Genomic DNA, 19,711 nt, shown 5'->3' with positions numbered 1-19,711 from the left:
CCGGTCCGGGAGTAACGGCTCGATCCGCGCCCACTGCGCGTCAGTCAACGGCACACCCGGACCAACGACCGACTGATCCAAACGAGACTGCCTAGGCAGGCGGGCCCGCGGCCCCTAGCGGTGCAGACCCCGAGACGGAACCGGCTCGAAGGGCGAAGCCAGTCCGCAGGCAGCTCAGCCGCGCGCCGGCACGGGCAGGAGGCGATGGAACCAGCCGAAGGGAGGACGCCCCGGGCGGGCCGACCACGCGCCCGCACGACGGTTGCGGACGACAGGACGGGCTCGCGCTCCCGGGTCCGGGTCCGGACCGGCCACCCGGGAGCCCGGCCGCGCAGTGGCACGGTGGCGCAGGCCGCAAGACGGGACGGCCGAGGGCCGGAGCCGGCCCACAGCCACCCGGCGAGCCCGGCCGTGCGTCGGCGCGGACCGTGGGACCGGCCCGAGTCCGGCCGAGGGCGAGGCAGGCTCGCAGTGACCCGGCAGGGCCGGCCGCACGCCCGCGCAGGGCGCTAGACGGGACCAGGCCGAACGGTGGACCCAGCCCACAGTCGGCCCGGTGGGTCCGGCCACAGGCCCGCGCGGCGGCGCAGGTCACGGGACGGGCCCGGCCCGCGACACCCGGCGGGACCGGCCGCACGCCCGCGCGGCGGCGCAGGTCACGGGACGGGGCCGGCCGGGAGGGTGGGCCCGACCCGCGACACCCGGCGGGACCGGCCGCACGCCCGCGCGGCGGCGCAGGCGGCAGGACGGGGTTGCCGGGGGCGGGGCCAGCCCTGTGGCCACCCGGCGGGACCGCCCGCACGCCCGCGCGGCGGCGCAGGGCGTGAGGCGGGGTCGGGTCGGGAGGTGGGTGCGGCACGCGGCGTCGGCCGGGGGGCGGTGGGTCAGACTGCGGTCAGTTGGTGGGGGGATCGTTCTGTGGGTGGGGACGGTTTGCGGCGGGGGAAGACCTCTCCCGGTGTGGGGATGGGCCGCTTCGGGGCGGCCGGGTCCGGCACGGGCCGTTCCGCCGGGCCGGGCGACGGCTTCCGCGCGGGCTCCTGGGCGGGCTGTACGGGCTCCTGCGGCGCCCCGTCGTCCTGGCGGACCCCCGGGTCCCCCGCGCCGCCGGGAAGGGCCAGCAGGCGCGTCCGCGCGGGCGGCACGGCGGGCGCCGGCACCTTGCGGGCGCCCTGCCCGAACCGTGCCCGTACGTCCTGCTCGGCCAGCGCCCGGCAGCGGTCCAGCAGCGCCGCCGCCACGGGGTTCCCGCGCAGCGCCCGGAGCGCGGCGAGGTCGTCCGGCACCGGCCGGTGCCCCGCCCCGAGGGCCTCCTCCAGCAGCGTCAGGTACCCGGCGGCGGTGCCCGGCAGAGCGGCCCGGTAGCGGCCCAGGTCGGCCACCAGGAAGGCGCGCAGTCTGGCCCCCTCGCACACCGCCTCGTCGAGCGACTCGGCGAGCCGCAGACAGTCCTGCACGTCCGCGGCGGAGGCGTGGCCGGGGTGGAGGGCGAGGGCGAGGGCGCGGCGGAGCACACGCAGCTCCTCCGCGCCGAACGCCATGCCGCCGCGGGATCCGTATGGCGTGGGCATGCGGCGACGCTATCGCTAATCGGACAAAAGTGACGATCCAGGACGTTTTTTCGGCGCGTGTCGTGCGCCGGTTCCCTCGTCCGGGGCCACCCCGCGCGGGTGACCGGGCACGCGCCGCCGGAAGCGGCCGGCGCCCGCCGGGCACCGGCCGTCCGTCACAGCCGCGACACGTTCCGCTCGTACACCAGGCGCAGCCCGATCAGCGTCAGCCACGGCTGGTGCTCGTCGATCACCGAGGCCTCGCCCAGCACCATCGGCGCGAGCCCGCCCGTGGCGATCACCGTCACGTCGTCGGGGTCGTCGGCCAGCTCCCGGGCCATCCGCTCGACCACCCCGTCGACCTGGCCGGCGAACCCGTACACGATGCCCGCCTGCATGGCCTCGACCGTGTTCTTGCCGATCACGCTGCGCGGCCGGGCCACCTCGATCTTCCGTAGCTGGGCGGCCTTGACGCCGAGGGCCTCCACCGAGATCTCGATGCCCGGGGCGATGACACCGCCGACGTACTCCCCGCGCGCGGAGACCGCGTCGAACGTCGTCGCCGTACCGAAGTCGACCACGATCGCCGGGCCGCCGTACAGCTCGTTCGCCGCGACCGCGTTGATGATGCGGTCGGCGCCGATCTCCTTGGGGTTGTCGAACTGGATCGGCACGCCCGTCTTCACGCCCGGCTCGACCAGCACGGCGGGCACGTCGCCGTAGTACCGGCGGGTGACCTCGCGCAGTTCGTGCAGCACCGACGGGACGGTCGCGCAGATCGCGATGCCGTCGATGCCGTCGCCCAGCTCCTCGCCGAGCAGCGGGTGCATGCCCATCAGGCCCTTGAGCAGCACCGCCAGCTCGTCCGCCGTGCGGCGCGCGTCCGTGGAGATGCGCCAGTGCTCGACGATGTCCTCGCCGTCGAACAGGCCGAGGACGGTGTGCGTGTTGCCGACGTCGATGGTGAGCAGCATGGCCGTTACTCCGCCTCGCGCAGATCCAGGCCGATGTCCAGGATCGGCGAGGAGTGGGTGAGCGCGCCGACGGCCAGGAAGTCCACGCCCGTGCCGGCGTACGCGTGCGCGTCGGCGAGGGTCAGCCGCCCGGACGCCTCCAGCAGGGCCCGGCCGCCGACGATGCCGACGGCCTCCTCGCACTCGCCGGGCGTGAAGTTGTCCAGCAGGATCAGGTCGGCGCCCGCGTCCACGACCTCGCGGAGCTGGTGCATGGTGTCGACCTCGACCTCGATCGGCACGTCCGGGAAGGCCTCCCGTACGGCGGTGAACGCCTGCGCGACGCCGCCGGCGGCGACCACGTGGTTGTCCTTCACCAGGGCCGCGTCGGACAGCGACATGCGGTGGTTGACGCCGCCGCCGCAGCGGACGGCGAACTTCTCCAGCGAGCGCAGGCCCGGGGTCGTCTTGCGGGTGTCCCGCACGCGCGCCTTGGTGCCCTCCAGCGCGTCCGCCCACGCGCGCGTGGCGGTCGCGATGCCGGACAGCCGGCACAGGATGTTCAGCGCGCTGCGCTCGGCGGTGAGCAGATCACGGGTGCGCGTGGTGACCGACAGCAGCTTCTGCCCGGCCTCGATCCGGTCGCCGTCCTCCACGTGCCGCTCGACCTCGAACTCGTCCGTGCAGACCACGGAGAGCACGGCCTCGGCGACCCGGAGGCCGGCCACGACGCCCGCCTCCCGCGCGGTGAAGTCGCCGGTGGCGACGGCGTCCTCGGCGATGGTGGAGACCGTCGTCACGTCCACGCCGCCGGCCAGGTCCTCCTGGATGGCGACGTTGGCGATGTCCTCGACCTCCACGGGGTCGAGTCCGGCGGCGGCCAGCAGCTCGGCGAGCGCGGGGTCGAGCCCGCACTCCAGGTACTCCTCGTCGCCCTCGGCGCCGCAGGCGCAGCCGTCGCCGCAGCCGCCGGTCGGGGCGAGGGGAAGGTCGTCGGTGCTCACGTCGTCACTGCTCCTGGGGGCGCGGGGTTGGCCGGGTCGGGGGGAAGTCTGCGGTGTCCGTGGTGCGTACGGCCAGCGACCGGTCGGGCTTGAGCCGTACGACGATGTGGCGCCGCCAGTGGGTGTCGTCGCGCTCGGCGCGGTCCTCGCGCCAGTGGCAGCCGCGGGTCTCCTCGCGCAGCCGGGCGGCGGCGACCAGCACCCGGGCGACGAAGAGCAGGTTCGTCGCCTCCCAGGTGTCCACGCCGGGCTCGGCGGTCTTGCCGTTCTCCTCCAGCGCGTCCCGGGCGTCGGTGTGCAGCCGCTGGAGCCGGTCGGCGGCCCCGGCGAGGGACTCCGCCGAGCGCAGCACGCCCGCGCCCTCGGCCATGATCCGCTGGATGGCGAAGCGGCTCTCCGGGGCGAGCAGCGGGTGGACGGGCCGGTCCGGGTACGGCACCGGGGCGGGCACGCGCGCGGGCAGGCCGCCCGCCGCGCGCGCGGCGGCGATGTCGGCGGCGATCCGCTCGGCGTACACGAGCCCTTCGAGCAGGGAGTTGGAGGCGAGCCGGTTGGCGCCGTGCACGCCGGTGCACGCCACCTCGCCGCACGCGTACAGGCCGGGCACGGTGGTCCGGCCGTGGGCGTCGGTGCGGACGCCTCCGGAGGCGTAGTGGGCGGCCGGGGCGATCGGGATCGGCTCGGTGACCGGGTCGATGCCGTGGGCCCGGCAGGCGGCCAGGATGGTCGGGAAGCGGTGTTCCCACATGTCGGCGCCGAAGTGCCGCGCGTCCAGGTACATGTGCTCGGCGCCCTGCGCCAGCATCCGCCGCAGGATGCCCTTGGCGACGATGTCCCGGGGCGCCAGCTCGGCCAGTTCGTGCTGGCCCACCATGAAGCGCACGCCGTCGCCGTCGACCAGGTGGGCGCCCTCGCCGCGCACCGCCTCGGAGACCAGCGGCTGCTGGCCCTCGGCGTCCGCGCCGAGGAACAGCACGGTCGGGTGGAACTGCACGAACTCCAGGTCGGAGACCTCGGCGCCCGCGCGCAGCGCCAGCGCCACGCCGTCGCCGGTGGACACCGACGGGTTGGTGGTCGCGGAGAACACCTGGCCCATGCCGCCGGTCGCCAGCACCACCGCGGGCGCGTGCACGGCGCCCACGCCGTCGTGCTGGCCCTCGCCCATCACATGCAGGGTCACCCCGGCCGTACGGCCCTCGGCGTCCGTCAGCAGGTCCAGCACCAGCGCGTTCTCGATGGTGCGCAGCCCGCGCGCGCGGACCGCCTCGACGAGCGCCCGGGAGATCTCCGCGCCGGTCGCGTCCCCGCCGGCGTGCGCGATGCGGCGGCGGTGGTGGCCGCCCTCGCGGGTGAGTTCCAGGCCGCCTTCGGAGGACTCGTCGAAGTGCGCGCCGGTGTCGATGAGCCGCCGTACCGCGTCGGGGCCTTCGGTGACGAGGATGCGCACGGCCTCCTCGTCGCACAGGCCCGCGCCGGCCACGAGGGTGTCCTCGAGGTGCTGCTCGGGCGTGTCGCCCTCGCCCAGGGCGGCGGCGATGCCGCCCTGCGCCCAGCGCGTGGAGCCGTCGTCCAGCCGGGCCTTGGTGACGACCACGGTGGTGAGGCCGGCGGCCTCGCAGCGCAGGGCCGCGGTCAGCCCGGCCACGCCGGAACCGACGACGACCACGTCCGCGGCGATGGCCCAGCCGGGAGCGGGCGCGTGCAGTCGTATGCCTGTGCTGGTCACGAGGCGGCTCCGAGGGTTCCGAAGGTGAGCGGGAGGTTGTCGATCAGCCGGGTCGTGCCGACCCGGGCGGCGACGGCGAGCACGGCCTCACCGGTGAAGTCGTCGCCGATCTCGGTGAAGTCGGCGGGGTCGACCAGTGCCAGGTAGTCCAGCCGCAGCGGCGGGTCGAGGCGGGCGGCCTCGTCCAGGACCTGGCGGGCGGCGGCGCGCACGGCCGCCGGGGCGCCGGGCGCGGCGGTGGCCACCGCGTGCGCGTCGGCCGCCGCGCGGGACTCGCCTATGGCGCTCAGCGCCTCCGCCCGCGCGTGCGTGGAGGGCACTTCCCGGGCCCGCGCGCGCAGCGCCTCCTGGGCCGCGTGCCGGTCCCGGCCGGCGAACAGCGCCCGGGACAGCGCGAGCGCGGTACGGCGCTCCACGGGCGACAGGTAGCGGTTGCGGCTGGACAGCGCGAGCCCGTCCTCCTCGCGCACGGTCGGTACGGCGACGATCTCGACGCCGAAGTTCAGGTCCCGCACCATGCGCCGGATCAGGGCCAGCTGCTGGGCGTCCTTCTGCCCGAACAGGGCGACGTCGGGGCGGGTGAGGTGCAGCAGCTTGGCGACGACGGTGAGCATGCCGTCGAAGTGGCCGGGCCGCGAGGCGCCCTCCAGGCGTTCGCCCATGGGTCCCGCGCAGACGCGTACCTGGGGTTCGCCGCCCGGGTACACCTCGTCCACGGAGGGCGCGAACACGGCGTCCGCGCCCGCCTGCCCGGCCAGCTTCACGTCGGCGTCCAGGGTGCGCGGGTAGCGGTCCAGGTCCTCGCCGGCGCCGAACTGGAGCGGGTTGACGAAGACCGTGACGACGACCTCGCCGTCCGGGCCGGCGATCCGGCGCGCGGAGCGGACGAGGGTGGCGTGGCCCTCGTGCAGGGCACCCATGGTCATCACGACGGCGCGGCGGCCGCGGCGCACGCGCGCGTGCAGCTCCCCGGCGGTGCTCAGCAGGGCGGTGGTCATCGGTCGTTCCCCTCGGTGCCGGTCGGACCGTCGGTGTCGTCAGTGTCGTCGGTGCCGGTGGTGTCGTCGGTGCGGTTCGAGCCGTCAGCGCCGGTCGTGCCGTGCGGACGGTCGGTGCGGCCGGTGCCGCCTGCGGGGCTCGTCCGGCCTCCGTCGGCGAGTACCCCGAGAAGGTCCTCCGCCAGTTCCGGCTTGAGCAGGCCGGACGCGAGCGCGCGGTCGGCGGTCGCGCGGGCCATCGCCAGATAGCCCGCCACGGTCTGCGGAGCGTGCGCACGCAACTCGGCGACGTGCGCGGCGACCGTGCCGGCGTCCCCGCGCGCGACCGGGCCGGTCAGCGCGGCGTCACCGGAGCGCAGCGCGTTGTCCAGGGCGGCGCCGAGCAGCGGGCCGAGCATCCGGTCGGGCGCCCCCACGCCGGCCGTGCGCAGCAGTTCCATCGCCTGCGCGACCAGCGTGACCAGGTGGTTCGCGCCGAGCGCGAGGGCCGCGTGGTACAGCGGGCGGTTCTCCTCGCTGATCCACTCCGGTTCGCCGCCCATCTCGATCACCAGGGCCTCGGCGGCCAGCCGCAGCTCCCCGGGCGCGGTGACGCCGAACGAGCAGCCCGCGAGGCGCTGGACGTCCACGGGCGTGCCGGTGAAGGTCATCGCCGGATGCAGGGCCAGCGGCAGCGCGCCCGCGCGCAGGGCCGGGTCGAGGACCGCCACGCCGTACCGGCCGGAGGTGTGCACCAGGAGCTGGCCCGGCCGGACCGCGCCGGTCTCGGCGAGCCCGGCGACCAGGCCGGGCAGGGCGTCGTCGGGGACGGTCAGCAGCACCAGGTCGGCGCGCTGGAGCACCTCGGCGGGCGGCACCAGCGGGACGCCCGGGAGCAGCCTCTCGGCACGCCTGCGGGAGGCGTCGGAGACTCCGGAGACGGCCACCGGGCGGTGCCCGGCGAGCTGGAGGGACGCGGCCAGCGCGGGGCCCACGCGGCCGGCGCCGACGACACCGACGGTGAGCCGCGCGGGGCGGTCCTTGAGGTCTGGCTGGTGGACTGTACTCACGCGACGGCGGCCTTCCCGTTCCAGTCCGCTCTGGGTACCGGACGATTTCTCGTCATGTTAACGCTATCGGGTGGGGCGGCGGCCGGTCGTCCACAGGCAGGGCTCCGCCACGGAAATCCGGCTGCTCGCACGCAGGGCCGCGCGGCATGATCCGCACATGACTGACGCGGCGGGACCACAACAGCAGGATGCTCCTCATGCGGGCACCGGGCAGCCGGACACGGCGCGCGCGGACGCGGAGCAGCCGGACACGGCGCGCGCGGACGCGGAGCAGCCGGGGGCGGAGCGCGCGGACGCGGAGCAAACCGGCATCGAGCATCCGGGCAGGGAGCGCGCGGACGCCGCGCGCGCGGGCGCGGGGCAGCCGGGTGCCGAGCCTCCGGAGCAGTCCGCCGAGGAGCGGCTGCGGGCGAGGCGCCGGGCCGCCTTCGCGCGGGCCGAGCGCGTGCTGGGGCGCCCGGGTTTCCGGCGCACGATCCGGGAGCGCCTGGCGGACCTCCAGGAGGCGGCGCCCGAGGTGTACGACCTGGACCGGAACACGGACCTGTACGGCGACGGGATCGTGGCGGACCTGGAGAAGCGGGTCGCGGAGCTGCTCGGCACGGAGGCCGCCGCGTTCTTCCCGACCGGCACCATGGCCCAGCAGGTGGCGCTGCGCTGCTGGGCGGGCCGCACCGGCGACCGCACGGTGGCCCTGCACGCCCTGAGCCATCCGGAGGTGCACGAACGGCATGCGTTCAGCGAGGTCAGCGGGTTGCGTCCGGTGCGCGTGACCAGTGAGCCCCGGCTGCCCACGGCGGCCGATATACGGGACTTCGAGGAGCCCTTCGGGGCGCTGATGCTGGAGCTGCCCCTGCGGGACGCCGGTTTCGTGCTGCCCTCCTGGGAGGAGCTGACCGAGGTGGTGGCGGCCGCGCGGGAGCGTGACGCGGTGGTGCACTTCGACGGCGCGCGCCTGTGGGAGTCCACGGTCCACCTCGGCCGGCCGCTGGCGGAGATCGCCGGCCTCGCGGACAGCGTCTACGTGTCGTTCTACAAGTCCCTCGACGGCTTCGGCGGTGCCGCGCTGGCCGGCCCGAAGACGCTGGTGGAGGAGGCGAAGACCTGGCGGCACCGGTACGGCGGCATGGTCTTCCAGCAGTTCCCCACCGCGCTGTCCGCGCTCGTCGGACTGGAGCGCGAACTGCCCCGGCTGCCGCAGTACGTGCGGCACGCGCGCGTGGTCGCCGCCGCGCTGCGCGAGGGCTTCGCCGCGGCCGGCGTGCCGTGGGCCCGGGTGCACCCCGACGAGCCGCACACCCACGAGTTCCAGGTGTGGCTGCCGTACGACCCGGGCGTCCTGCTGGAGGCGTCCGTACGGCAGGCCGAGGAGACGGGCGTGTTCCTCTTCGCCGACCACTGGGACGCGGGCGGGCCGGGGCTGGCCCGCACCGAGGTCTCGGTGCGCTCGCCCGGCCTGGAGTGGACGGCGGACGACGTACGGGCGGCCGTCGCCGACTTCGCGCGCCGGCTGCCCGGCGCGTAACCGGCGCGGACGGCGTACCGCCCGCGCGGACCCTCACGGCGCGCGCGGGCGGTCACGGCGCACGAGCCCCCACAGCAGCGCCGCGGACATCACGGCGCACAGGCCCGCACAGCACCGCGCGCGCTCACAGCGCCGTAGGGCCGTAGGGCCGTCACAGTGCCGCGCGCGCTCACAGCGCCGTAGGGCCGTCACAGTGCCCGTGGCCGCAGCCACCGGCGCAGGGCGTACCGCAGCCGTCCGTGCGCCGGGCGCCCGGCGACGACCGCGTCAAAGCGGCGGTACTCCCGTGCTTCCCGCAGCGCGTCCAGGTCGTGGCGGCCCGGCGCGGGCGGCTCGGGCTCGCCGTGCAGCCGGGCGCGGTAGCTGTCGAGGAGGTACTGCTGGGTGATGCTCATGGCGGATCGCCTTCTCGGGTTCTCGGACTTCTCGGGACGTGGACCGGTCACCGGCCGCTCGGTGCCGGACCGGGCTCCGCGGCTGCCCCGGTGCCCACAGCCTGCTGCCGCGCCGCCGGGATGTCCCGTCGATTGACGGCCGGCGTCAATCGGCGCGGGCGTTGTCGGCGGGCGGGTGCAGGATGGACGCATGAGCGTGACGATCGACATCACCGGGCTGCCCTTGGAGCGGGTGCACGTCATGCCCTCTCCGCTGGCGGAGCTGGGGATGGCACTGCACGCGCTGAGCGAGCCCGGCCACCACCCGGAGCTGCGGGGCTGGGCCACCGCCGTCTCCTCCCGGCTGGACCCCTGTCTGGCCGACCGGCTGTGCGAGGCGGACTTCCTGTGGCGGACGACGTTCTCGGACGTCTTCGCCCCGTTCGCCGGCCTTCCGGGCGGACGCGCGCTGCCCGGGGCCACGCTCGCCGAGGAACTCGACCAGCTCGACAAGCTGACGGACGAGCAGTTCGTGAACGCGGCCCTGGAGTTCACCTGCCAGTTGCGCTACGACGTGCGCGAGCCCGGCCCGCTGGACGACCCGGAGCTGCGCCGGCGCTCCCTGGAGCTGGCCGCCGCGCGCGGTGCCGTGCAGGAGCGGTTCACGCGCCGGCTGCTGACGGAACCGCCGGCCGTCCGCGCCTGGTTCCGGCAGCTGCTGCTCGACTGCGACGACGCCTTCTTCGCCGACACCTGGGCCCGCGTCCAGCCGCAACTGGCCGCGGACGCCCGGCACAAGACCGAGCTGCTGCGCCGCAAGGGCCTCGGCGAGGCCCTCGCGTCCCTGTCCGGGGCCGTCTCGCTGGACGAGGAGTCCGCGCTGATCACCATCGACAAGCTGCTGGTGGGCCGCGCCGTCACCGGGGACGGCGGCCTGGTGCTGGTGCCGACCAGCCTCGGCTGGCCGCACCTGATGGTCCTGCACCGGTACGGCTGGCAGCCCTCGATCACCTATCCCGCGAGCGGCTCCCGCCCGCAGGCCCCCTCCGTGGAACAGCTCACCCGCCGGATGGAGGCGCTGGCGCACCCGGTGCGGATGCGGCTGTGCCGGCACCTCGCGCGCGCCCCGCACACCACCAGCGAACTGGCCGACGCCCACGGCATGACCGCGCCCGAGATATCCCGGCACCTGACCGTGCTGAAGAAGGCGGGCCTGATCACCGGCTGCCGGCGCGGCCGGTACGTGCAGCACCAGCTGGACCTGGCCGCGGTGGCCCGGCTCGGCAGCGACTTCATCGAGGGTGTCCTGCGCTGAGCCGCCGGTCCCGGGCCGGCGTCCCTGCCGGCGTCAGCCGTGGCCGCCCGCCCGGACCAGCCCCGTCTCGTACGCCAGCACGACCACCTGCACCCGGTCCCTGAGGCCCAGCTTGGTCAGGATGCGGCCCACGTGGGTCTTCACCGTCGCCTCGCTCAGCACCAGCCGGGCCGCGATCTCGCCGTTGGACAGGCCCTGCGCGACCAGCACCATGACCTCGCGCTCGCGTTCCGTGAGCCGTTGCAGCTCCTTGTGCCGGGGCTCCCCGCCGGCGGAGGGCAGCATCGGCGCGAAGCGGTCCAGCAGGCGCCGGGTGGTGGAGGGCGCGACGACCGCGTCGCCGCTGTGCACGGCCCGGATCGCGGCCAGCAGATCCCCGGGCGGCACGTCCTTGAGCATGAAGCCGGAGGCACCGGCCTTCAGCCCGGAGAAGGCGTACTCGTCCAGGTCGAACGTGGTCAGGATGAGCACCTTCGGCGCGTCGGGCTCGGCACAGATCCGCCGGGTGGCCTCCACACCGTCCAGCTTCGGCATCCGGACGTCCATCAGGATGACGTCGACGGCGGCGGACCGCAGCACCTGGAGGGCCTCCACACCGTCGCCCGCCTCCGCGACGACCTCCATGTCCGGCTGGGCGGCGAGCACCATCCGGAACCCGGTGCGCAGCAGCGCCTGGTCGTCGACGAGCATCACGCGGATCGTCATCGGGTCCTCTTCCGTGTCTTCGGGGTCTTCGGGGTCTTCGGGCGGCGCGTCCGGCGCCGTGGGGGTGCGAAAGCATGCGGGAGTGCGAAGGCCCGCCAGGGTGCGAAGGCCCGCGGGCGCGCGGGGTCCGGGGTCAGTGCGCCGGCTTGAGCGGCAGCAGGGCGCTGATGCGGAATCCTCCGCCGGGGCGCGGTCCGGCGTCCAGCGTGCCGCCGACCATGCCGACGCGCTCGCGCATGCCGATCAGACCGTGGCCCTGCCCGTCGGCGCCGCCCTCCTCGTACAGCTCGTGCGGGGCGCCCTTGCCGTCGTCCTCGACCAGCAGGCCCAGTCCGTCGTCGAAGTAGACCAGCCGTACGCTCGCGCCCGCGCCCGGCCCGCCGTGCTTGCGGGTGTTGGTCAGCGCCTCCTGCACGATCCGGTACGCGGTCAGCTCCACGCCGCTGGGCAGCGGGCGCGGGGTGCCCTCCACCTTGAAGTCGACCGGGAGGCCGGAGGTGCGGCACTGCTCGACGAGGTCGTCGATCTGCTCGACGTCGGGCTGCGGGACGTACTCCCCGCTCTCCTGGTGCTCGCCGGTGCGCAGCACGCCCAGCAGGCGGCGCATCTCGGCCAGGGCCTGGCGGCCGGTGGAGGAGATGGTCTCCAGGGCCGTCTTCGCCTGGTCGGGCGCGGCGTCCATGACGTAGGCGGCGCCGTCGGCCTGCACCACCATCACCGACACGTTGTGCGCGACGACGTCGTGCAGCTCGCGCGCGATCCGGGCGCGCTCGGCGGCCACCGCGACCTTCGCCTGCGCCTCGCGCTCCTTCTCCAGCCGGGCCGCGCGCTCCTCCAGCTGGGCGAAGTACGCGCGCCGGGTGCGCATGGAGTCGCCGAGCACCCAGGCGAGGGCGAAGGGCACCGTCTGGAAGACCGCTATGGCGGCCTGTCCGGGGAAGCCGGTGTTCTCGGCCGGCCAGCGGATCTGGGCCGCGGCCGCCGCGCAGAGGCTGACGGCGAGGGCGAGCCGGGAGGACCAGCGCGCGCCGACCGCCGCGACCGTGTAGGTGATCACCAGCAGGGCGAAGTCGGCGACGGTCGTCTCGACGTCCAGGACCAGCTGGGCCAGCCCGGCCACCAGGGCGACCAGCAGCATCGGTTCCGGCAGACGGCGGCGCAGCGCCACGACGGCGCACAGGACGGCGGACACGGCCATCCCGGCCGGGACCGTCCCGTGGTGGTCCCGCACCCCGTCGAGACTGACCACGCTCAGTCCGGACATCCCGAACAGGACGACGGCCCAGAAGGCGTCGACCCCGGTCGGGTGACGGCGGAGGAAGTCATAGAGGCGCTGCACGTAACCCAGCGTAGGGAAACCGGATGCGTGCAGGGGTCAACCGATGGGCCGATCCGCGCCCGGCGCGTGTACTCCCTAAGGTGGATGCCGTGATCGTTCGGGCCCCTACGCTGGCCCGGTGACGGATGAGACAACGACGGCGCAGGGACCGGGCGGGCGGCCGGGCCCGCGCGGCTGGCGCGCGGCGGCCGAGGCGGCGCTGTACGGGCCGGGCGGCTTCTACCGGCGCCCGGAGGGCCCGGCCGGTCACTTCCGCACCTCCGTGCACGCCTCGCCGCTGTTCGCGCGGGCCGTCGCCCGGCTGCTGTGCCGGGTGGACGCGGCGCTCGGGCGGCCCGCGGTGCTGGACTTCGTCGACCTGGGCGCCGGACGCGGCGAACTGGTCACCGGGGTGCTCGCCGCGCTGCCGGCCGAGGTGGCCGCACGCGCGCGGGCGTACGCCGTCGAGATCGCCGACCGCCCGGCCGGCCTGGACGGACGGATCACCTGGCTGCGCGAGGTCCCGGACGCGGTGACCGGGCTGCTGTTCGCCAACGAGTGGCTGGACAACGTCCCCGTGGACGTGGCCGAGGTGGACCCGGCGGGCGTGCCCCGGCTGGTGCTCGTCGCGGCGGACGGCTCCGAGCGGCTCGGGGAGCCGGTGACGGGCGCGGCGGCCGACTGGCTCGCGCGCTGGTGGCCGCTGCCGGCCGAGGAGGGGCTGCGGGCGGAGATCGGGCTGCCCCGGGACCGCGCCTGGGCGGCGGCCGTGGACCGGGTGGCACGGGGCCTGGCGGTGGCCGTGGACTACGCGCACACCGCGGACACCCGCCCGCCGTTCGGGACGCTCACCGGCTTTCGCGCGGGACGCGAGACGGCACCCGTGCCGGACGGCACCTGCGACCTCACGGCGCACGTCGCGCTCGACGCGTGCGCGGCGGCCCCGGGCCCGCTGCCGGACGCGCCGCGCGCGGCCTCCGCCCCGGCGGATACGCCGGCCCACACGCCCTCCGGCACCGCGCGCACCCCGGCGCGCGACCTTCCTCCCGCGCGCCTGCTCACGCAACGCGCCGCCCTGCACGCCCTGGGCCTCACCGGCGCGCGCCCTCCGCTCGCGCTGGCCTCCACGGACCCCGCCGCCTACGTGCGCGCCCTGGCCGGCGCCGGCGAGGCCGCCGAACTCACGGCACCGGGCGGCCTCGGCGACTTCGGCTGGCTGCTCCAGCCGGTCGGCGTCCCGGACCCGCTGGAACCGGTCCCGTAGCCGCCCCGCGGCCGCCGGAACAGACCCGAGCCCGCCGTGGCGGCCCCGCGCGGCCTACTTGTCGATGTCGCCGACCACGAAGAACAGCGAGCCCAGGATCGCGACCATGTCCGCCACCAGCGTCCCCGGCAGCAGCTCGGTCAGCGCCTGGATGTTGTTGTACGAGGCCGAGCGCAGCTTCAGCCGGTACGGCGTCTTCTCGCCCTTGCTGACCAGGTAGTAGCCGTTGATGCCGAGCGGGTTCTCGGTCCACGCGTACGTGTGCCCCTCGGGCGCCTTCAGCACCTTCGGCAGCCGCTGGTTGATCGGCCCCGGCGGCAGCTCCGCGAGCCGGTCCAGGCAGGCGTCGGCGAGGTCGAGGGCGTTGTGGGTCTGCTCCAGCAGCACCTCGAAGCGGGCGAGACAGTCGCCCTCGGCGCGGGTCACCACCTTCAGCACGTCCTGGAGAGCGCCGTAGGCCAGGTACGGCTCGTCGCGGCGCAGGTCGAAGTCGACGCCCGAGGCGCGCGCGATGGGCCCGCTCACGCCGTAGGCGTGCACCGCCTCGGGCGAGAGCGCCCCGACCCCGCGCGTACGCCCCCGGAAGATCTCGTTGCCGAGCACCAGGTCGTCGAAGACGTCCATGCGCGAGCGCACCACGGCGACGGCCTCCCGCGCGCGGGCCGCCCAGCCGGCCGGCAGGTCCTCCTTGAGGCCGCCGACCCGGTTGAACATGTAGTGGATGCGCCCGCCGGAGACCTCCTCCATGACGTTCTGGAGCACCTCGCGCTCCCGGAACGCGTAGAACACCGGCGTGATCCCGCCCAGTTCCAGCGGGTAGGAGCCGAGGAACATCAGGTGGTTCAGCACCCGGTTCAGCTCGGCGAGCAGGGTGCGCGTCCACACCGCCCGTTCGGGGACCTCCATGCCGAGCATCCGCTCCACGGCGAGGACCACGCCCAGTTCGTTCGAGAACGCCGACAGCCAGTCGTGCCGGTTGGCGAGCACGATGATCTGCCGGTAGTCGCGTGCCTCGAACAGCTTCTCGGCACCCCGGTGCATATAGCCGATCACCGGTTCCGCGCGCAGGATGCGCTCCCCGTCCAGGACGAGCCTGAGCCGCAGCACACCGTGCGTGGACGGGTGCTGGGGCCCGATGTTGAGCACCATGTCGGTGCTCTCCGCCGCGCCGCCGATGCCGACCGTGGTCTCCGTCGTAGGAGTCATGGCCCCAGTTTCCCCTACGTACGCTGGACGCATGGAAACGGGGAGCGGGGAAGAGACCGGGGCGCGGGCGGACCAGCCGGTGTGGCGGGGGCTGGAACCCGCCCTGCTGCGGATGCGCCGGCTGCTGCTGTGGGTGTGGACGGCGCTGCTCACGGTGGCCGCCGGGCTGCTGCCGGGGCTGCTCGCGGGGCCGTGGTGGGCGGCCTGGGCGCTGCTGCCGCCGGCCGCCGCCCTCTGGTGCCGGCGGCTGCTGGGACGCAACTGGCGCTCCTGGCGCTACGCCGAGCGCGCCGACGACCTGCTGATCAGCCGCGGTGTCCTGTGGCGCGAGGAGACCGTGGTGCCGTACGGCCGGATGCAACTGGTGGAGGTGACGTCCGGGCCCGTGGAGCGGCGCTTCGGGCTGGCCACCGTACAGCTCCACACGGCGGCCGCCGCGACCGACGCGACCATCCCCGGCCTGGACCCGGCCGAGGCGGAACGCCTGCGCGACCGGCTCACCGAGCTGGGCGAGGCACGATCGGCGGGCCTGTGACCTCCCCGGGCCGCGCCGGCGACCAGGACGGCGGCATACCGCGGCACCCGCCCGTCACCGAGCGCCGCCTGCACCCGGTCACGCCCTTCCGCCGGGCGTGGGCGCCGCTCGCGGTGCTGGCCGGCTGGGCGGTGCACGACCCGAACGGCGCCCAGCAGCAGCTCGCGCGGCTGACCCACACGATGCTCCTGCTGGGGCTCGCGGTGCTGGTGCCGGCGGCCGGCCTGTACGGCTTCCTGTCCTGGTGGTTCACGCACTACGCCGTCACCGACACCGAACTGCGCATCCGCACCGGGCTGCTGTTCCGGCGCACCGCGCACATCCGGCTGGAGCGCGTCCAGGCCGTGGACGTCTCCCGTCCGCTGCTCGCGCGCGTGGCCGGCGTCGCCAAGCTGCGCATCGACGTGGTGGGCGCCGACAGGAAGGACGAACTGGCCTTCCTGGGCGAGCGGGAGGCGCGCGCCCTGCGCGCGGAGCTGCTCGCGCGCGCGGCGGGTTTCGCGCCCGAGACGGCGCGCGAGGTCGGCGAGGCGCCGGCGCGCATCCTGCTGCGGGTGCCGCCGCGCGAGCTGGCGCGCTCCCTGGCGCTGACGGGCGCCACCTGGGGCACGCTGGGCGTCGCGCTGGTCGCGCCGGCCGTCCTGTGGCTCGTCACGCACAACCTGTGGACGGTCCTGGCCACCGCCCTGCCCCTGCTCGGCGCGGCCGGGGCGCGGGGCGGGGGCCGGTACGCCACCGAGTTCGACTGGACGGTGAGCGAGTCACCGGACGGGCTGCGCATCGACCACGGGCTGCTCGACCGGACGCACGAGACGGTGCCGCCCGGCCGGGTGCAGACCGTACGGATCGTGGAACCGCTGCTGTGGCGGCGCCGGGACTGGGTGCGGGTCGAACTCGACGTGGCCGGCTCCGACAACTCCGTGCTGATTCCGGTCGCCCCGCGCGCGGCGGCCGAGTCGGTCCTCGCGCGCGTGCTGCCCGGGGTGACGGTCCCGGCCGGGCTCTCCCGGCCGCCGCGCCGGGCCCGGTGGTGCCTGCCGCTGTGGTGGCGCGGGCACCGGCTCGCGGTCACCGGCACGGTGTTCGCCGCCCGGAGCGGCCTGCTGTGCCGCCGGCTCTCGCTGGTCCCGCACGCCAAGGTGCAGAGCGTCCGGCTCACCCAGGGGCCCTGGAAGCGCTGCCTGGGGCTCGCCGACGTCCACGTGGACACCGGTGCCGACAAGACCGTGACGGGCCGTCTGCGGGACGCGGCGGAGGCCGCGCGGCTGCTGCACGAGCAGGCGGAGAGATCCCGTACGGGCCGCGGGGACGCCCTGCCGGACCGGTGGATGACCAGCGGCTGACCGGCGCCCCGGACCGGCACGCGCCCGGGCCCGGCTCCCCCCGTGGGGAGCCGGGCCCGGGCGCGCGGTCCGACGACGGCTCAGGAGGCCGCGCTGCGCAGTCCCTGGACGTCGATCTGCTCGGTCTCGTCGTGCGCCGTCAGGTCGATGACCTGGCCGACGCCCCGGGACCGCTCGTCGGCGGGCTTGAAGCCGGACTCCGCCTCGGCCTTGTGCACGGCGAGCGCCTCGGGGCCGACGACATCGGCGAGGTCCTCGTTCTGCACGGCGTCCAGCGCGGCCTTCGGCGCGCCCTTCTGGGTGCCGAAGAAGTCGAATCCGCCCTCCGTCACCGGGCGCCGTAGGGGCGGGGCCGGTACGACGGCCACCGCGGCCGGCACCGCGAAGCGCCCGGCCGGCGGCTGGGCCGGCGACGGCTGCTGCCGGCGCGCGGCGGACGGCGGCACGGCGGGCCGGGTTCCGGTACCGCTCGCCGGCGTGGCGCCGGCCTCCGCGGGAGACTCCCCGGACCCCGAGGCCCCGGACCCCGAGGCCCCGGGCCGGGCGGCCCCGGTCTCGGTCCCGGTTTCGCCACCCTCGGCAGCCGCCCCGGAAGCGTCCGCCTCGGCAACGTCCGCCCCGGAAGCGTCCGTTCCGGAGGTCTCCGGTCCGGAAGTGCCCGTCGTACCCCTCCCGGACGCGTTCGCCCCGGCGGACCCGGGAAGCGCGGCCCCCGGTTCTGCCGTCCCGGGGCCGGCCCCGGTGGTCGTGCCGCCCCCGCCCTCCGGGCCGCCGCCGGCCGGGTCCGGCGATCCGCCCGGGGCCTCCGGGTCGAGCCGGGCCAGCGCCGTCAGGGCCCGCCGGTACAGCCGGGCGCCCTCGGGCGAGAACACCGCCGGCGCGGCCGGCCCCTCCCCGGCCGCCCCCGACGGCGGGTCCGCGCGAGACCCCGGGGCCGCCGGCCGGGCGGGCCCGGCGATCGCGGGCGCGCCGCGCCGCGCGGGCGGCAGGGCGGGCGCCGGGGAGGCCGCGGGCCGCTGCCCGGGCGCCGTCTCCAGTTCCAGCAGCCGCCGGCCCTCCAGCGCGCTGGCGCGCTCGGTCTCGGCGGTGGCGTACCGGCGCAGCAGGGCCGCGTGCTCGTTGCGCAGGCCCGCCAGTTCGGCCCGCTTGGCGCGCAGCCGCTGCTCCAGCTTCCCGCGCAGGGCCCGGGACTCCTCCAGGTCGGTCTCCAGCTCGGCGACCCGCTCCTCGAAGCGCCACTCGTCACCGGCCCGCGCGCGCATGAGTTCGGCGACCTGCCGGCCCGCCTGCGTGTCCCAGCGGCGCATCACGACCGCGCCGGCGACCGCGGTGGCCGCGGCCGCGGCGGCCAGCGCGCGCACCACCGTGGCCTCGGAGAACGCCCAGGGACCCAGCGCGCAGACGACGGACACGCCGGCGATCGCCGAGGGAGGCAACAGCCGGTGCAGAGGAGGGGAATGGCGGTGGCGTCCACGTGGCATGGCCAGAAACTTACCGCGCGTAGGCACTTCATGGGCCCCGGCCCCGTAAAAACACGGCCATCCCACGGGGCCCACGAGGCGCCCGGGACGCGGCGGTTCAGCGGTCGGTGAGCCGCCCGCTGAGCCACTGGAGCGCCGGCGGGATCTCCCGCCGCCAGGTGTTGAAGTTGTGGCCGCCGCTTCCCAGGATGATCGAGGAGATGCGGGTGACGTTGGTGGCCTGCACCTGCTCGATGAACTTCATCGTGGCCTTGTAGTTGTGCTCGCCGACCCTGCTGCTGGTGACGAGCAGCGAGGTGTCCGGGGCGGGCCGGTGCCCGAGGACCCACCACAGGTTGGCGCGATCACGCAGTTTGCGGTCACCGTGGAAGAGGTCGCCGGTGGTCGGGTCGATCGGCGCCGTGTAGTACGCCGACAGGCCCGCGCCGGCCGCGTACACGCCGGGGTGGTGCATGGCCAGCTTGAGCGCGCAGTAGCCGCCCGTGGAGTCGCCGATGACGCCCCAGCTGCCCGGCCGCTTGCCGGCCCGGTAGTGGCTGAGCACGGCGTCCGGCAGATCCTTCGCGAAGAACGTCTCCGCCTGCGGCCCGTCCGGCACGTCCACGCACTCGGTGTCCCGCGGCGGCGCCACGGTCGGCCGCAGCATCACCAGGATCATCGGCTGCACGCGCCCGTCCTTGGTCAGCCGCTGCGCCGTGCTCGGGTAGTCCAGCTTGTCCACCAGCGAACGCGCGGTGCCCGGGTAGCCGGTCAGCACGACCGCCGCCGGGAACGTGCGCGTGCGGTACTGCGGCTGGAAGTACTCCGGCGGCAGGTACACGTACGCCGGTGTGGCGATGTGGGTGGTCCGGCCGATGATGTCGACCTTCTGGATCTGTCCGCCGGTCTCCGGCCGCTTGGCGCGCACACCGGGCACCTCGGAGGTGGAGACCACCTGGAGCGGGCCGCCGGTGCCGCCGTGCACCGAGTGGTCGACGACTATCCCCTGGTCGGTCTCCGTGCCGAACAGGTCGCCCCAACTGGCGTAGAACCCGAACGCCTGGTTGGCGGCGAGCCCCACGGACACGAAGAGCGCCACCTGCGTGGCCAGCAGCAGACCGATCCGTCCGCTGACGGTCCGCCAGCTCTGCCGGGCCAGCCGCGGCCACAGCCACACCGTGCCGATGAACAGCACGACGGCGGCCACTATCGCCAGCACCAGCACTTTGTTGCTCGTGAGACCCATGGGCTGTTCCCTGCCTGCGCTTTCCGCCCGTACTGTGTCCACACGCGGTCGCGCGGACTTGCCCGGGGCTTTCCTTGGCCTTTGACCCGACTTTCCGGTAGGGAGTGAACCTCTCCCCCCGAGACACCGTCCTAGAGGGC

Annotated in this window: 17 protein-coding genes; 5 read left to right on the top strand and 12 right to left on the bottom strand. The window is 75.5% G+C overall.

What is annotated here, in order from left to right:
• Window positions 1-884: 884 nt before the first annotated feature.
• The 6 genes from ACZ4SV_RS17980 to ACZ4SV_RS17955 form a co-directional block, all read right to left on the bottom strand.
• Complete coding sequence (locus ACZ4SV_RS17980; protein WP_365875505.1) at window positions 885-1,541, bottom strand: hypothetical protein; 657 nt, start codon at window positions 1,539-1,541, stop codon at window positions 885-887.
• 185 nt (window positions 1,542-1,726) lie between these two features.
• Complete coding sequence (locus tag ACZ4SV_RS17975) at window positions 1,727-2,524, bottom strand: type III pantothenate kinase (RefSeq protein ID WP_365875483.1); 798 nt, start codon at window positions 2,522-2,524, stop codon at window positions 1,727-1,729.
• 5 nt (window positions 2,525-2,529) lie between these two features.
• Entirely contained in the window at window positions 2,530-3,507 is a 978-nt protein-coding gene (nadC, locus tag ACZ4SV_RS17970; protein WP_365875481.1) for a carboxylating nicotinate-nucleotide diphosphorylase, read from the bottom strand.
• Between the two features lie 4 nt (window positions 3,508-3,511).
• Window positions 3,512-5,233: an L-aspartate oxidase gene (locus ACZ4SV_RS17965; protein ID WP_468005334.1), complete on the bottom strand. Its 1,722-nt coding sequence runs from the start codon at window positions 5,231-5,233 to the stop codon at window positions 3,512-3,514.
• A complete protein-coding gene (panC, locus tag ACZ4SV_RS17960; RefSeq protein WP_397947796.1) occupies window positions 5,230-6,231 on the bottom strand; it encodes a pantoate--beta-alanine ligase in 1,002 nt (333 codons plus the stop codon). Before panC ends, ACZ4SV_RS17965 begins: the two co-directional genes overlap by 4 nt.
• Entirely contained in the window at window positions 6,228-7,280 is a 1,053-nt protein-coding gene (locus tag ACZ4SV_RS17955; RefSeq protein WP_468005332.1) for a Rossmann-like and DUF2520 domain-containing protein, read from the bottom strand. Before ACZ4SV_RS17955 ends, panC begins: the two co-directional genes overlap by 4 nt.
• Before the next feature lie 157 nt (window positions 7,281-7,437).
• On the opposite strand from ACZ4SV_RS17955, the gene ACZ4SV_RS17950 reads away from it, so the two are divergent.
• Window positions 7,438-8,805 (top strand): threonine aldolase family protein, encoded by a 1,368-nt coding sequence (locus ACZ4SV_RS17950; protein ID WP_468005330.1) that lies wholly within the window; start codon window positions 7,438-7,440, stop codon window positions 8,803-8,805.
• Window positions 8,806-8,993: 188 nt separating this feature from the next.
• Here ACZ4SV_RS17950 and ACZ4SV_RS17945 read toward each other — a convergent pair whose 3' ends face one another.
• On the bottom strand, window positions 8,994-9,200 hold the full coding sequence (locus ACZ4SV_RS17945; protein ID WP_397947800.1) for a hypothetical protein: 207 nt from the start codon (window positions 9,198-9,200) through the stop codon (window positions 8,994-8,996).
• Window positions 9,201-9,390: 190 nt separating this feature from the next.
• Here ACZ4SV_RS17945 and ACZ4SV_RS17940 point away from each other — a divergent pair, with 190 nt between their 5' ends.
• Window positions 9,391-10,494 carry a DUF5937 family protein gene (locus ACZ4SV_RS17940; protein WP_397943480.1) on the top strand — a complete coding sequence of 368 codons (1,104 nt, stop codon included), beginning with the start codon at window positions 9,391-9,393 and terminating at the stop codon, window positions 10,492-10,494.
• A 33-nt stretch (window positions 10,495-10,527) separates the two neighbouring features.
• Here the strand turns inward: ACZ4SV_RS17940 and ACZ4SV_RS17935 are convergent, their stop codons facing one another.
• Together ACZ4SV_RS17935 and ACZ4SV_RS17930 are read right to left on the bottom strand one after the other, a co-directional pair.
• On the bottom strand, window positions 10,528-11,199 hold the full coding sequence (locus tag ACZ4SV_RS17935; protein ID WP_365875467.1) for a response regulator transcription factor: 672 nt from the start codon (window positions 11,197-11,199) through the stop codon (window positions 10,528-10,530).
• Window positions 11,200-11,332: 133 nt separating this feature from the next.
• Complete coding sequence (locus ACZ4SV_RS17930; RefSeq protein ID WP_397943483.1) at window positions 11,333-12,538, bottom strand: sensor histidine kinase; 1,206 nt, start codon at window positions 12,536-12,538, stop codon at window positions 11,333-11,335.
• A 118-nt stretch (window positions 12,539-12,656) separates the two neighbouring features.
• On the opposite strand from ACZ4SV_RS17930, the gene ACZ4SV_RS17925 reads away from it, so the two are divergent.
• Window positions 12,657-13,781: an SAM-dependent methyltransferase gene (locus ACZ4SV_RS17925; protein ID WP_468005326.1), complete on the top strand. Its 1,125-nt coding sequence runs from the start codon at window positions 12,657-12,659 to the stop codon at window positions 13,779-13,781.
• Window positions 13,782-13,835: 54 nt separating this feature from the next.
• On the opposite strand, the gene ACZ4SV_RS17920 is transcribed toward ACZ4SV_RS17925, so the two are convergent.
• Window positions 13,836-14,987, bottom strand: coding sequence for an NADH-quinone oxidoreductase subunit D (locus ACZ4SV_RS17920; protein ID WP_365875461.1), 1,152 nt, complete (start codon window positions 14,985-14,987; stop codon window positions 13,836-13,838).
• 31 nt (window positions 14,988-15,018) lie between these two features.
• Between ACZ4SV_RS17920 and ACZ4SV_RS17915 the strand changes: the two genes are divergently transcribed.
• Both ACZ4SV_RS17915 and ACZ4SV_RS17910 read left to right on the top strand, forming a co-directional pair.
• Window positions 15,019-15,522, top strand: a complete 504-nt coding sequence (locus ACZ4SV_RS17915; protein WP_468005324.1) for a PH domain-containing protein — start codon at window positions 15,019-15,021, stop codon at window positions 15,520-15,522.
• Window positions 15,519-16,865 (top strand): PH domain-containing protein, encoded by a 1,347-nt coding sequence (locus ACZ4SV_RS17910; protein ID WP_468005322.1) that lies wholly within the window; start codon window positions 15,519-15,521, stop codon window positions 16,863-16,865. Before ACZ4SV_RS17915 ends, ACZ4SV_RS17910 begins: the two co-directional genes overlap by 4 nt.
• Before the next feature lie 80 nt (window positions 16,866-16,945).
• On the opposite strand, the gene ACZ4SV_RS17905 is transcribed toward ACZ4SV_RS17910, so the two are convergent.
• Together ACZ4SV_RS17905 and ACZ4SV_RS17900 are read right to left on the bottom strand one after the other, a co-directional pair.
• Window positions 16,946-18,346: a hypothetical protein gene (locus ACZ4SV_RS17905; protein ID WP_468005320.1), complete on the bottom strand. Its 1,401-nt coding sequence runs from the start codon at window positions 18,344-18,346 to the stop codon at window positions 16,946-16,948.
• A gap of 97 nt (window positions 18,347-18,443) precedes the next feature.
• The gene (locus ACZ4SV_RS17900) at window positions 18,444-19,571 is read right to left on the bottom strand and encodes an alpha/beta hydrolase (RefSeq protein ID WP_468005318.1); all 1,128 of its coding nucleotides are present in this window, start codon (window positions 19,569-19,571) and stop codon (window positions 18,444-18,446) included.
• Window positions 19,572-19,711 lie beyond the last annotated feature (140 nt).

It is taken from the genome of Streptomyces sp. NPDC027672 (assembly GCF_055566335.1).
The sequence above is the reverse complement of the archived record's forward strand: the minus strand, read 5'-3'. Positions and strand labels throughout refer to the sequence as shown.

Bases quoted from the DNA above. Each gene is read 5' to 3' on its own strand.
- ACZ4SV_RS17980 (WP_365875505.1), bottom strand. From the start codon at position 1,541: ATGGCGTTCGGCGCGGAGGAGCTGCGTGTGCTCCGCCGCGCCCTCGCC.
- ACZ4SV_RS17975 (WP_365875483.1), bottom strand. From the start codon at position 2,524: ATGCTGCTCACCATCGACGTCGGCAACACGCACACCGTCCTCGGCCTG.
- panC (WP_397947796.1), bottom strand. From the start codon at position 6,231: ATGACCACCGCCCTGCTGAGCACCGCCGGGGAGCTGCACGCGCGCGTG.
- ACZ4SV_RS17950 (WP_468005330.1), top strand. From the start codon at position 7,438: ATGACTGACGCGGCGGGACCACAACAGCAGGATGCTCCTCATGCGGGC.
- ACZ4SV_RS17945 (WP_397947800.1), bottom strand. From the start codon at position 9,200: ATGAGCATCACCCAGCAGTACCTCCTCGACAGCTACCGCGCCCGGCTG.
- ACZ4SV_RS17940 (WP_397943480.1), top strand. From the start codon at position 9,391: ATGAGCGTGACGATCGACATCACCGGGCTGCCCTTGGAGCGGGTGCAC.
- ACZ4SV_RS17935 (WP_365875467.1), bottom strand. From the start codon at position 11,199: ATGACGATCCGCGTGATGCTCGTCGACGACCAGGCGCTGCTGCGCACC.
- ACZ4SV_RS17920 (WP_365875461.1), bottom strand. From the start codon at position 14,987: ATGACTCCTACGACGGAGACCACGGTCGGCATCGGCGGCGCGGCGGAG.
- ACZ4SV_RS17915 (WP_468005324.1), top strand. From the start codon at position 15,019: ATGGAAACGGGGAGCGGGGAAGAGACCGGGGCGCGGGCGGACCAGCCG.
- ACZ4SV_RS17905 (WP_468005320.1), bottom strand. From the start codon at position 18,346: ATGCCACGTGGACGCCACCGCCATTCCCCTCCTCTGCACCGGCTGTTG.
- ACZ4SV_RS17900 (WP_468005318.1), bottom strand. From the start codon at position 19,571: ATGGGTCTCACGAGCAACAAAGTGCTGGTGCTGGCGATAGTGGCCGCC.